Genomic DNA, 12,976 nt, shown 5'->3' with positions numbered 1-12,976 from the left:
AGTCGTTCGTCGCGAACTCAAGCAAATTTCTGTGTTTCGAAAGAAGTCTAATAATTGTCGAGAAAAAATATGATAGACATAGAAATTGATGGTCGTACACTACACGTCGGACAAAATGCCACCATTATAGAAGCGGCTGATAAAGCAGGTATTTATATTCCGCGTTTTTGCTACCATAAAAAACTTTCCATCGTTGCTAATTGTCGTATGTGTTTGGTCGAGGTTGAAAAATCTGGAAAACCATTGCCGGCTTGCGCTACTCCGGTAACAGCCGGTATGAAAGTTTTTACTACATCAGCAAAAACTAAAGAAGCACAACGTTCGGTGATGGAATTTCTATTGATTAATCATCCCTTAGATTGCCCTATTTGTGATCAAGGCGGCGAATGTGAATTACAAGATCTTTCCTTAGGTTATGGTTCCTCACTGTCACGGTTTACTGAAGGTAAACGTTCAGTCAAAGATGATAATCTTGGTCCCTTGATTTCAACTGAAATGACACGCTGTATCCAATGTACCCGTTGTGTACGTTTTGGTCAGGAAATTGCTGGAATTAAAGAATTAGGGACACTGAATCGTGGCGAAGATTTGCAAATCAGCACGTATATCGAACATAGTTTGGAATCGGAATTATCGGGGAATATAATTGATCTTTGTCCTGTGGGGGCATTGACGTCAAAACCCTTTCGATTTACTGCACGTGCTTGGGAATTACAACAATCCGCTTCAATAGCACCGCATGATTGCTTAGGCTCTAATATTTATTTACATACCCGTCGTGGACAGGTGATGCGGGCAGTGCCATGTGAAAATGAAGCCATCAATGAAACGTGGATATCGGATCGCGATCGATATAGTTATCTGGGTATTCATAGTAAAGAACGATGGACAAAACCGCATATTAAAGAAAATGGACAATGGTTTATTGTCGATTGGGAAACTGCATTAGCAAAAGTGGTGACTGAGTTTAAAAAAATTCTGAAAAAACAAGGCCCTCACGTTATCGGGGGTTTAATTTCACCTTCTAGTACGACAGAAGAATTTTATTTTTTTCAAAAATTATTGCGTAGCTTAGGGTCATCGCATATTGATCATCGTTTGCATCAAACCGATGTGTCTGATCAAATGCAGGCAACGCTTTGCCCGCCAGGGATCACGCTATCTGAATTCGAGAAGGCTAATTTTGTTTGGTTGGTGGGTTCTAATATTCGGCGTGAACAACCGATAGCTGCACATCGTTTACGCAAAGCAAATCTAGCTGGAACAAAAATTGCCAGTCTCCATTGTGTGGATATCAGTGTTCCTTTTACATTACATGAAAATCTGTGCGTGAGTCCTGATGCATTGATACCGACTTTATTAGGTATTGCGAAAGACTTGGCAGATGAAAAATCGATCGCAGCGTTTCCAGCGATTACGTCCAGTCTCGTGCAAAGTGATTTAGCTGAACAATTAAAAGCGTCAGAAAATTCCGTGATCGTTTTAGGTGCTTTAGCGCATAATCATCCGCAAGCGAGTTTAATTAGAACATTAACGCAGTTTATTGCTGCCCAAACGGGTGCACGCTGTGTGACTTTTACCGAAGGTGCGAATAGTGCCGGGGCTTGGTTAACCGGTGCGGTACCACATCGTTTGCCAGGGGGTGTTTCCGTTGCTGAACCTGGTTTATCCGCCGCTGAGATGATCAATGCCGATTTACGCGCATTTATTTTATTGAATATTGAACCCACTTTAGATTGTGCTAATCCGCAACGTGTTACTCAGGCATTAAAGCAAGCCGATTTTGTCTTGGCTTTATCACCTTTTAAAGCGAAATCGTTGTTAGATCATGCGCATGTCATTTTACCGATGGCAACATTTGCTGAGATTGAAGGCAGCTTTATCAATATGGCGGGTTGTTGGCAAACCTTTTCAGCAGCAATGCCACCGCTAGGTCTAGCACGTTCTGCATGGGAAATTCTGCAAACTTTAGGCAAGAGTTTGGAATTAGCCCACTTTAGTCGATCTGATCATGCCTTTATTCGCGAAGAATTGGAACCCACATTACTGGAATATCTTGGATTAGCGTCTATTGCCGCTAAACTTGATAGTAAACAAAAACTAATTATCGACTTACGTGGCAACACAGACAAAAATTCAAATGCGAAACGTATTCTGCGTATTAGTGAATGGCCTATTTATGGTATTGATAGTTTGGTACGTCGATCAGTCGCATTACAGGCTTCAGCAACGAATGCTTCCGTTACTGTTGCGATGAACTCCGCATTAGCCAGTGAATTAAATTTTACTTCGGGTCAATTAATTCGTATCGAACAAGGATTAGGGCAGGCTTTATTACCTTTGTCGATACAAGCAGGACTACCTGATCATTGTGTTTATATTGCTGCGGGTTGTGAAGAAACCGCCGCTTTGGGCGAGTCATTTGGCGAGGTTAAACTCTATGCTGAATGATTTAGCGTTATTAATTTGGATCTTGATTAAGATCATTGTCATTACCATCCCTTTACTGTTTACCGTAGCGTATTTAACCTTTATTGAACGTAAGGGCATCGGTTATATGCAAACTCGGATAGGACCGAATCGGGTGGGACCTTTAGGTTTTCTACAACCGATTGCCGATGTCGTTAAACTCATTACCAAAGAAATTATTGTTCCTACAGCATCAAATCGTTATTTATTTATTTTAGCCCCGATTATTACGATCGCACCGGCGTTAGCCGCTTGGGCCGTTATCCCATTTAGCGAAGGGTTGGCATTAACGCAAATTAATGCGGGTGTACTTTATTTGTTTGCGATTACATCTTTGGGTGTGTATGGCATTTTAATAGCAGGTTGGGCGACGAATTCTAAATATGCTTTGCTAGGTTCGTTACGGGCAGCGGCGCAGACTATTTCGTATGAAATTGCTATGGGCTTTTCATTTGTCGGTGTTTTATTAGCGGCGGGTAGCATGAATCTACATGATATTGTGTTGCGTCAGCAGGGAGGTATTTGGCATTGGTATTGGTTACCGCTATTACCACTTTTCGTATGCTATTGGATTTCCGGAATTGCTGAAACCAATCGTGCCCCTTTTGATTTGGCAGAAGGAGAATCTGAAATCGTTGCTGGTTTTCATGTTGAATATTCAGGTGTGAGTTTTGCTTTATTCTTTCTCGCTGAATATATGAATATGATTTTGATTTCAGCGATTGCTAGCTTATTGTTCTTAGGCGGCTGGTTATCACCTTTTCAAGGCATCCCCTTTTTAGATAAGGCATTGATTTGGGTTCCTGGCATCATTTGGTTTTTTATCAAAATGGCTAGTTTTTTAGGTCTTTTTATTTGGTCGCGAGCGACTTTTCCACGTTATCGCTACGACCAATTAATGCGTTTAGGTTGGAAAGTGTTAATTCCAGTGACTTTACTTTGGATATCAATCGTGGCATTAGCGGTACAATTTAAATGGGGCCCTTGGTTTAACGCATGAACTTGTTAAGAAAAATAGTACAGCTTATTAAAACCTTTACGCTCTGGGAACTTTTTAAGGGACTGAGCTTGACCGGCCGACATTTTTTTAAGAAAAAAGTGACGATCCAATTTCCCGAAGAAGAAACGCCACGTTCAGTCCGCTTTCGCGGTTTACATGCTTTACGACGTTATCCCAATGGTGAGGAGCGCTGTATTGCGTGTAAATTATGTGAAGCAGTCTGCCCAGCGTTAGCCATTACGATTGAAGCAGAGCCACGTGATGATGGCTTGCGACGCACGACCTTATATGAAATTGATTTATTTAAATGTATTTATTGCGGATTTTGTGAAGAATCCTGCCCGGTAGATGCCATCGTCGAAACCAATATTCCACATTATCATTTTGAAAATCGTGGTGAGGAGATTATGACCAAAGAAAAATTGCTGGCCATCGGTGATCGGTATGAAAAACACATAGCACAAGAAAGGGAAGAAGATGCCCCTTACCGTTAAAACCAAAATCGTTGCTTTTTGTTTAATTTCCTTGTTAGATTTTAAAATAGTTAAAGCGTTATTATGATCATTCCTATTCAATCCTGGGCATTTTATTTTTTTGCTATATTGCTAATTGCTGCGGCTTTAATGACGATCATTTCGCGTAATCCGGTTCGCTGCGCCTTGTTTTTAGTGTTAGCTTTTTTTTCCGCCGCTGCTTTATGGATATTATTAGAGGCGGAATTTTTAGGTCTAATCTTGGTTTTAGTGTATGTGGGTGCGGTCATGACATTATTTTTATTCGTTATTATGACCTTAAATATTGATGACGCTAAAAAACAATACGGCTTCGTGCGTTACGTGTTCTTTGCTGTAATCAGCGTACTGATTTTATTGGCATTACTTATCTATACGGTATTTCCGCTTTCAGGCACAGCAGGGCTGCTGCCATTATCTGCGCAAGCGAGTAATACACAAGCCTTAGGCGATGTACTGTATACACAGTATGTCTATCCATTTGAAATTACCGGTGTTTTATTGCTCGTAGGTATTATTGCGACCATCGCCTTAAGTTTTCGTGAAAAGCGTTTGAATAAAGCGATCGCACCTGAATTGCAACTTAAGGTTAAGCCTTCGGATCGATTACGAATTATAAAAATGCCAGCGGAGAGAAAAAAATGATTCCGTTAAATTATTACTTAATACTTGCCGCTATCCTATTTAGCTTGGGTTTACTAGGGTTGCTGATTAATCGGAAAAATATCATTATTTTACTGATGTGTGTCGAACTACTATTATTGGCCGTGAATATGAATTTTGTCGCATTCTCGCATTTTTTTGCAGATTTATCCGGCCAAGTGTTTGTGTTTTTTGTGTTAGCTGTGGCAGCCGTTGAAGCCGCTATCGGTTTAGCGATACTAATTGTTTTATTCCGCACCCGACATAGTGTACAAGTCGATGCCTTAAATCGTTTAAAGGGGTAGTTGGTAATGAGTCATTATCAGTTAATCAATCTGGCATTGGTATTATGCCCTTTAGCAGGAGCCTTGTTTGCAGGCTTAGGTGGCCGACGTGTCAGTGACAGGTTGGCACATTCAGTCACTATTTTAGGGGTCGCCATTTCATTTGTTTTATCGCTGTATTTTGCTTATCAACTCTTTTTTTTACATGGTGCGACGTATGATGAAAATCTTTATTTATGGGATTTCACCGGTAAATTTCGCTTTAATATCGGGTTTTTAGTTGATCCATTAACGGTGGTGATGTTTCTTATCGTGACATTTATCTCGTTGATAGTACATATTTATAGTGTCACTTACATGGCCAGGGATCCAGGTTATAAGCGTTTTTTTAGTTATATGTCGGCATTTACATTTGCGATGTTGATGCTGGTGAGTGCAAATAATTTTCTCCAATTGTTTTTTGGCTGGGAAGCAGTGGGTTTAGTTTCGTATTTGTTGATTGGTTTTTGGTTTAAACGTGAAGCAGCAAATGCCGGAGGTTTAAAGGCTTTTCTGGTTAATCGAGTCGGTGATTTTGGTTTCTTTTTGGGTCTTGCTTTATTATTTAATTATTTTGGTAGCTTAGATTATTTCCAAGTTTTTCATGCTGTGCCTGCACTGAAAGCTGCGAGCATCAGTATTTTTCCACACACTTCTTATTCAGTAATTGCTGTTATTTGTTTTCTATTATTTATTGGTGCAATGGGAAAATCTGCTCAAATACCGTTACATGTTTGGCTGCCTGAATCGATGGAAGGTCCTACACCTATTTCAGCGTTGATTCATGCCGCTACGATGGTTACAGCCGGTGTTTATTTAGTGGCACGTCTTTCGCCTTTATATGAATATGCGCCGAGTGTGTTAAATCTTATTTTAATTTTAGGTGCTACCACGGCTTTATTTATGGGTTTAGTGGCGATGGTACAGAATGATATTAAGCGCATCATTGCTTATTCCACCTTATCGCAACTGGGCTATATGATGGTTGGTTTAGGCGCTTCGGCATATGCAGCAGGTATGTTTCATTTAGTGACGCACGCTTTTTTCAAAGCCTTATTATTTTTAGCGGCAGGCTCAGTCATTTTAACGATGCATCATGAACAAGATATTCGTAAAATGGGTGGCTTAGCGAAAGTGATGCCTATCACCTATGTTTGTTTTTTAATCGGTGCCTTAGCATTGGCGGCATTACCTCCTTTTTCAGGTTTTTATTCTAAGGATGCTATTATCGATGCGGTTCATGCATCAACTTTACCCGCAGCGCCTTATGCTTATTATTGTGTCTTAATCGGTGCATTGGTTACGGCATTTTATATTTTTCGTGCCTTTTTCTTAGTATTTCATACTCAAGCTCGCGTACCTATTAAACATTATCAAAAAACCACCACGATAGTTAAATTTAGTTTAATTGTATTAGCCATTCCATCTGCCATTGCAGGGCTTTTATTAGCACAGTCTTTTTTAAATGTGCCAGGTTTACTCGCTGGAAGTCTTAGTGTGTTGCCCAATCATAACAGGATGGCAACTGAGCACCTGTTAAGTGCCGCAACTATTTTTTCTGCCATAGGTATCGTTTTGGCATGGTTTTTTTATCTGCAATTTCCTGCTATTCCTGCCTGGATGAAAAAACATTTTGCTTGGTTGTATCGTGTTTTAATCAATAAATATGGTTTTGATGCATTTAATCAGACCGTATTTGCCAATGGTGGCCAACGTTTAGCAAAATTATTTTTTAATATTGATGCGAATGTACTCGACGAGAAACTGATTGACGGGTCAGGAAGATGTATTAGTTGGATATCCAGCGTATTGCGTCGTCTTCAATCAGGTTATCTTTATCAATATGCATTCATTATGGTGTTTGGAATTATTATTTTTTTATTGGCTTATTCCTTGTAAATTAGTTGTAGTATAAGAATGTTATTAACTTTAGTTTATCAATTCGCGTTGTTCATACACAACCATTTATTAAGTTTACTTATCTGGTTGCCAGTGCTTGGTGGTGTGTTGGCAATTGCATTTAATGGCGATCGTTACCCCCAACGCGCGCGTGTTATCGCTTTAATCACTTCATTGATAACGTTGCTATTGTGTGTACCGTTGTATTTGGGTTTTAATCCTGCTTTAAGCAGTATGCAGTTTCAAGAAAATATCCCTTGGATTACTGTTTATAATATTAATTATGCTTTAGGTGTCGATGGTATTTCTTTACCACTCATTTTATTAACAGTATTTACTACTTTACTGGTTATTTTGGCGGCTTGGCGCAGTATCAATCTACGAGTTGCTCAATATATGGCGGCGTTTTTACTCATGCAAGGGATGATGGTAGGAACATTTGCTGCGACTGATTCAATCTTATTTTATGTGTTTTGGGAAGCAATACTCATTCCTATGTATTTGAGTATAGGGGTGTGGGGTAGTGATAACCGTTCGTATGCCTCGATAAAATTTTTCTTATATACCTTTTTCGGTTCGGCATTGATGTTGATTGCATTACTGTATCTCGGTGTACATAACCCAACGCATGATTTTTTGATTGCCCATTTTTATCCGATACCACTCAGTCTGCCTGTGCAGATATGGGTCTTTATCGCTTTTTTAATTGCGTTTGCAGTCAAGATTCCGATGTGGCCTTTACATACCTGGTTACCTGATGCGCATACCGAAGCACCCGCGGGCGGATCAGTGGTATTAGCGGCATTAATGTTAAAGCTAGGAGGCTATGGTTTTCTGCGCTTTACGTTACCGATAGTTCCGGATGCCAGTCGTTTATTAGATGGTTTTATGATAGCGCTGGCCTTGATTGCTATCGTCTATATTGGCTTGGTCGCTTTAGCGCAAGTGGACATGAAACGTTTGATTGCTTATTCTTCGATCGCGCACATGGGCTTTGTGGTGTTGGGTTGTTTTATGCTATTTCCCATCATGACACATAACCATAATACACTAATGGCGTATATGAGCTTAGAAGGCGCGATGGTACAGATGATTTCCCATGCTTTTAGTTCAGGGGCGATGTTTTTAGCGGTGGGGATGTTGGCGTACCGATTTCGGAGTCGTCTTATCAAAAATTATGGTGGTCTTGCTACCAGTATGCCTTTATTGGCGTCTTTTTTCATGTTGTTTGCCATGTCGAATGTCGGTTTGCCAGGTACGGCGGGCTTTGTTGGTGAATTTATGATCATCTTCAGTGCGATGCAAGCCAGCTTCTGGATTACCACGCTTGCTGCAAGCACGTTAATTATTAGTGCGGCTTATACACTCTATATGTACAAGCGCGTATTTTTTGGTGAAATAACGAATCCCTTGGTCGCTAAAACGAGTGATATCCATGGCTTTGAAAAATTAGTGTTTATTTTATTAAGTTTGGCAATTATTTTTATCGGTATTTATCCGGCTCCTTTATTGACGATCATGCATGCTTCGATAGACTCAATTTTACATTGGAGTTTGCAAACTAAATTATGATGACATTACAACAATTACTTCAATTTCCTGCACTTCCTGAAATCGCTTTATTGTTGATGACCTGTGTAGTTCTGTTACTTGATTTATTTGTGCAACAGAAATCCAATTTGATTACCTATAGTGCGACTCAAGTGAGTCTAGTGATTACATTGGCATTGCTTATCCATTTACATCACGTTCCGGCACAATTTTTGTTTCACCAACATTTTACTTGGGATCTGGTCGCTTATTTTGTTAAGTTGTGCATTTTGATCTTCAGCTTATTTGCTTTTGTCTATGCACGTGATGCGATTAAAACTCTTCACATTCATGCGGGGGAATATTATTTATTAGGTTTATTCTCAATACTAGGCATGTTGATATTGACGTCGGCGAATAGTTTATTAACCCTTTATCTGGGTTTAGAACTTTTATCCTTCCCGCTGTATGCGATGGTGGCTTTACAACGCCAATCGAGTCAAGGGGCCGAAGCCGCGATGAAATATTTTATTTTAGGCGCGCTGGCATCTGCTTTATTTTTATATGGTCTTTCTTTGCTGTATGGCGCTACTCATTCCCTGATCTTACCTGCTATCCATCAATCTTTACTCACAGGAGGACAATCCAGTGTATTACTTAGCACGGGACTTATTTTCATCCTGGCGGGTATCACATTTAAAATTGGTGCGGCACCTTTCCAGTTTTGGGTTCCAGATGTCTATCAAGGTGCGCCCACGCCGGTTACTTTGTTTATCAGTGCGGCACCGAAAATAGCTGGTTTAGCACTGGCAATCCGGTTATTAGTTGATACCATGCCCAGCTTACTCAGTTATTGGCAGCCCTTATTAGCCGTTATTGCTATTTTATCCTTCAGTTTGGGCAATCTAGTGGCTATCGTGCAAAGTAATTTAAAGCGCATGTTGGCTTACTCGGCTATAGCCCATATGGGTTATGGCTTACTCGGCTTAGTTGCGGGCACGGCCATGGGATATGCCATGAGCCTCTTTTATATGCTGGCGTATGGGCTAATGGCTCTGGCCGCATTTGGTTTATTAGTCGTGATGAGTCAATCAGGTCAGGTTGAGCAAATCAGTGACTTAAGAGGGTTGAATGCGCGTAATCCTTGGCTAGCGTTAATGATGTTGTTAGCGATGTTTTCTATGGCGGGAATTCCACCGACTATCGGCTTTTTTGCTAAATTAGGTATATTAGAATCTCTAATTTCAGCCCATTTACTATGGATAGCCACTTTGGCTATTATTTTTGCTATTATTGGTGCTTATTATTACATTTATATCATAAAAGTGATGTATTTTGAGGAGCCTGAACCCACTATACCCCGTTTAAGCGTAGCCTCTGATGCCTACCTTGCACTGAGTATTAATGCTATACTACTCCTCGTTCTCGGTTTATTTCCCAGTCAGTTAATCTGGCTGGCCAAAGCGGTTTTTTTTACTATTAACCACCCTGTTTATTAGAGGCGAGAAAACGAAATGAAAAAAATTTTTATTATTTTAATCCTATCATTGGGATTACAAGGTTGTCTGGCAGGTGCTTTTGTAGCCGGTAGTGCAACGACCGGCAGTTTGGTGACCGATCCGCGTCCTATTAATAGGATTAAAGCCGATGAGGAAATAAACTTTAGGGTTAATAGAAAACTGGCTAATGATCCGGTACTCAATGCCGAAACACATATTTCCGCGGTGAGTTATAATCGAGTGGTTTTATTAACAGGTCAAGCCTATGATGAGGCCTTAAAAGCTAAGGCAGAACACTATGCCAAGAGTATTCCGAAAGTCCGACGTGTATTTAATGAAATTGTTCTAGGGATACCCACAACCGTTTACCGACGTGCTCAAGATGTGGGCATCACTTCAGAAGTTAAGGCTAAGATGTTTGCTAATAGAGCGCTTAAATCGAATAATTTTAAGATAGTCACTGAAGACGGCGTGGTGTATATATTGGGGATTGCGACGCCGAAACAAGCTGATTTAGCTGTAACGATAGCAAGAGAGTCTTCGGGTGTGAAAAAAGTGGTTAAGTTAATAGAATATAAAGAAGAATAAGAATTAAATTTTATAAATGAACTTTAAGTTCAGCAAACTGACTATACTAAAAGTGACTATTTAGGATAGGCTTAAAATATAAAGAGGTTACTGTGGGAATATTATACGGTGTATTAAATTTATCTTTTTGGGGATATGTCGTTGCCTTATTAATTTTAACGCATATCACTATTGTGGGTGTCACGGTGTATTTGCACCGATCTCAAGCGCATCGTGCTTTAGAGCTGCATCCCGCCATTAGTCATTTCTTCCGATTTTGGATCTGGTTGACCACGGGTATGGAAACCAAAAAATGGGTTTCTATTCACCGTAAACATCATGCTAAGTGTGAAACGGACGAAGATCCACATAGTCCGCAAACTCGAGGCATTAAAAAAGTTTTTTTTGAGGGTGCTGAGTTGTATCGTGACGAAGCTAAAAATCAAGATACGATGGACCGTTATGGTCAAGGGACACCAGATGACTGGTTAGAACGACATGTCTATACTAAGCATAGCGCGGCAGGTATTGGATTGATGTTTATTATTGATCTGATTTTATTTGGTATTCCTGGGATTACCATTTGGGCTTTACAGATGGCTTGGATACCTTTCTTTGCTGCGGGTGTGGTGAATGGTATCGGCCACTATTGGGGCTATCGAAACTTTGAATGTCCTGATGCGGCGCGAAATATTATTCCTTTAGGCGCCTTTATTGGTGGTGAGGAATTGCATAATAATCATCATACCTTTCCAACTTCAGCTAAGTTCTCGGTCAAATGGTGGGAATTTGATTTGGGTTGGGTTTATATTCGCTTATTACAATTTTTAGGTTTATCCAAGGTAAAACGAGTTTCACCCAAACTTGAGAATATTCCAGGAAAATCACTGATTGATTCAGATACTTTAGCCGCATTGATTACGAATCGTTTTCAAGTGTTGGCGCGCTATAGTCGTGAGGTGTTATTACCGGTCTTACATGAAGAAAAGCTAAAAGCGAATACTAGCAGTAAAGCGTTATTAAAGCGGGCTAAGATCGCATTAATTCGTACTGAGTCTTTATTAAACGAAGAAGGTAAACAGCAAATAGCTGAAGTGATAGATAATCATCATATGTTAGCGTTAGTTTATCAGTACCGTCTTAAACTACAGGCGATTTGGGGCCGTACCACAGCAACGCAGCGCGAGTTATTAGAAGCCTTACAGGATTGGTGTAAACAAGCCGAGGCAACGGGTGTGCATGCGTTACGGAAATTTGCGATAAGTTTAGCCGGATTTTCGACGCAAAAAAAATTAACTTAAAATAATAAATAGGACCTATAAAAAATAATTTTTCTGTTCATATTATTTTCTTTATGTTTGAAACGGCACCCATTATTCAAAAAATCAAAGAACTTGAAAACCGTAGTAGTGAATTACGGAGGTACCTTTGACTATCCAAGTAAACTTGAAAAACTCCAAGAGTTAAATCATGAGTTACAAGATCCGACTCTCTGGAATGATCCTGGAAAAGCTCAACAATTAGGCAAAGAGCGCGCGCAATTGCAGCAAATTGTCGAGATCTTTCAGCAATTGAAAAAGGGTCTTAGCGATATCAAAGATCTGCATGATTTAGCTGTTAATGAAGGGGCTGATGATTTATTAGCTACACTGCCTCAAGAATTGAAATTATTAGAAACCCGTCTAGAACAACTCGAATTTAGACGAATGTTTCCACATGAATTAGATAAAAATTCTGCATATTTGGAAATACAAGCCGGCTCAGGGGGTACTGAAGCGCAAGATTGGGCAGAAATGTTATTACGTATGTATCTACGTTGGGGAGAACAAAATTATTTTAAAGTTGATTTAATAGAAGTCTCTGCCGGCGAAGTTGCAGGAATAAAAAGTGCCACGATTAAATTTGAAGGTGAATGTGCTTATGGTTGGTTGCGTACCGAAACCGGCGTGCATCGCTTAGTCCGTTTATCGCCTTTTGATGCGAACAAACGCCGTCATACGTCCTTTGCAGCAGTATTTGTATCACCCGAAGTTGATGAGTCCATCGATATAGAAATTAATGCAGCAGATTTACGTATTGATACCTATCGTGCTAGTGGTGCAGGTGGACAGCATGTTAATCGTACCGATTCGGCAGTGCGTATCACACATATTCCTAGCGGTGTAGTGGTGCAATCACAAAGCGATCGATCACAGCATAAAAACCGTGATCAAGCAATGAAGCAATTACGTGCAAAATTATACGAACTGGAATTACGAAAACGCGCTGAAGAAAAGCAAAATCAAGAGTCTTTGAAACGCGATATTGGTTGGGGTAGTCAGATACGTTCCTATATATTAGATGATGCGCGAATTAAGGATCTTCGCACGGGGGTTGAAACAGGTAATACCCAAGCGGTATTAAATGGTCATCTTAATCCTTTTTTGATAGCCAGTTTAAAGGCAGGATTATAATATACGCTTCGCTATGAGTATATATTGCTGGGAATAATTACTTTTTTCTTGCTATCATCTGCTAAACTAGGACAGATTTAAA

Annotated in this window: 11 protein-coding genes; all 11 read left to right on the top strand. The window is 40.0% G+C overall.

Annotation, left to right across the window (positions count from 1 at the left end; all coding sequences use genetic code 11):
• Positions 1 to 69: 69 nt before the first annotated feature.
• Complete coding sequence (gene nuoG, locus ACICP9_RS03510) at positions 70 to 2,451, top strand: NADH-quinone oxidoreductase subunit NuoG (protein ID WP_395496834.1); 2,382 nt, start codon at positions 70 to 72, stop codon at positions 2,449 to 2,451.
• On the top strand, positions 2,441 to 3,469 hold the full coding sequence (nuoH, locus tag ACICP9_RS03505; RefSeq protein ID WP_395496832.1) for an NADH-quinone oxidoreductase subunit NuoH: 1,029 nt from the start codon (positions 2,441 to 2,443) through the stop codon (positions 3,467 to 3,469). Before nuoG ends, nuoH begins: the two co-directional genes overlap by 11 nt.
• Positions 3,466 to 3,963, top strand: coding sequence for an NADH-quinone oxidoreductase subunit NuoI (nuoI, locus tag ACICP9_RS03500; RefSeq protein WP_395496830.1), 498 nt, complete (start codon positions 3,466 to 3,468; stop codon positions 3,961 to 3,963). The genes nuoH and nuoI overlap by 4 nt, the downstream gene beginning before the upstream one ends.
• A 66-nt stretch (positions 3,964 to 4,029) precedes the next feature.
• On the top strand, positions 4,030 to 4,626 hold the full coding sequence (locus ACICP9_RS03495; protein WP_395498914.1) for an NADH-quinone oxidoreductase subunit J: 597 nt from the start codon (positions 4,030 to 4,032) through the stop codon (positions 4,624 to 4,626).
• The gene (gene nuoK, locus ACICP9_RS03490; protein ID WP_395496828.1) at positions 4,623 to 4,928 is read left to right on the top strand and encodes an NADH-quinone oxidoreductase subunit NuoK; all 306 of its coding nucleotides are present in this window, start codon (positions 4,623 to 4,625) and stop codon (positions 4,926 to 4,928) included. The genes ACICP9_RS03495 and nuoK overlap by 4 nt, the downstream gene beginning before the upstream one ends.
• A 6-nt stretch (positions 4,929 to 4,934) precedes the next feature.
• Positions 4,935 to 6,845, top strand: a complete 1,911-nt coding sequence (gene nuoL, locus ACICP9_RS03485) for an NADH-quinone oxidoreductase subunit L (RefSeq protein WP_395496826.1) — start codon at positions 4,935 to 4,937, stop codon at positions 6,843 to 6,845.
• 18 nt (positions 6,846 to 6,863) lie between these two features.
• A complete protein-coding gene (locus ACICP9_RS03480) occupies positions 6,864 to 8,417 on the top strand; it encodes a NuoM family protein (protein ID WP_395496824.1) in 1,554 nt (517 codons plus the stop codon).
• Positions 8,414 to 9,874, top strand: coding sequence for an NADH-quinone oxidoreductase subunit NuoN (gene nuoN, locus ACICP9_RS03475; protein WP_395496822.1), 1,461 nt, complete (start codon positions 8,414 to 8,416; stop codon positions 9,872 to 9,874). The genes ACICP9_RS03480 and nuoN overlap by 4 nt, the downstream gene beginning before the upstream one ends.
• A gap of 15 nt (positions 9,875 to 9,889) precedes the next feature.
• Positions 9,890 to 10,462, top strand: coding sequence for a BON domain-containing protein (locus ACICP9_RS03470; protein WP_071662207.1), 573 nt, complete (start codon positions 9,890 to 9,892; stop codon positions 10,460 to 10,462).
• A gap of 98 nt (positions 10,463 to 10,560) precedes the next feature.
• Positions 10,561 to 11,742, top strand: coding sequence for a fatty acid desaturase (locus ACICP9_RS03465; protein WP_395498912.1), 1,182 nt, complete (start codon positions 10,561 to 10,563; stop codon positions 11,740 to 11,742).
• A 53-nt stretch (positions 11,743 to 11,795) separates the two neighbouring features.
• Positions 11,796 to 12,894, top strand: a protein-coding gene (gene prfB / locus ACICP9_RS03460) for a peptide chain release factor 2 (protein WP_395496820.1) whose coding sequence is annotated in 2 segments (ribosomal slippage) — positions 11,796 to 11,870 and positions 11,872 to 12,894 — 1,098 coding nt in all. Because the reading frame shifts where the segments join, the coding sequence is not laid out codon by codon here.
• The last annotated feature ends 82 nt before the right edge of the window (positions 12,895 to 12,976 follow it).

It is taken from the genome of Rickettsiella endosymbiont of Litargus connexus, assembly GCF_964277335.1.
In the GTDB taxonomy this organism is placed as follows: domain Bacteria; phylum Pseudomonadota; class Gammaproteobacteria; order Diplorickettsiales; family Diplorickettsiaceae; genus Aquirickettsiella; species Aquirickettsiella isopodorum.
The sequence above is the reverse complement of the archived record's forward strand: the minus strand, read 5'-3'. Positions and strand labels throughout refer to the sequence as shown.

Bases quoted from the DNA above. Each gene is read 5' to 3' on its own strand.
- nuoN (WP_395496822.1), top strand. From the start codon at position 8,414: ATGATGACATTACAACAATTACTTCAATTTCCTGCACTTCCTGAAATC.
- nuoG (WP_395496834.1), top strand. From the start codon at position 70: ATGATAGACATAGAAATTGATGGTCGTACACTACACGTCGGACAAAAT.
- ACICP9_RS03480 (WP_395496824.1), top strand. From the start codon at position 6,864: ATGTTATTAACTTTAGTTTATCAATTCGCGTTGTTCATACACAACCAT.
- nuoK (WP_395496828.1), top strand. From the start codon at position 4,623: ATGATTCCGTTAAATTATTACTTAATACTTGCCGCTATCCTATTTAGC.
- nuoI (WP_395496830.1), top strand. From the start codon at position 3,466: ATGAACTTGTTAAGAAAAATAGTACAGCTTATTAAAACCTTTACGCTC.
- nuoL (WP_395496826.1), top strand. From the start codon at position 4,935: ATGAGTCATTATCAGTTAATCAATCTGGCATTGGTATTATGCCCTTTA.
- nuoH (WP_395496832.1), top strand. From the start codon at position 2,441: ATGCTGAATGATTTAGCGTTATTAATTTGGATCTTGATTAAGATCATT.
- ACICP9_RS03470 (WP_071662207.1), top strand. From the start codon at position 9,890: ATGAAAAAAATTTTTATTATTTTAATCCTATCATTGGGATTACAAGGT.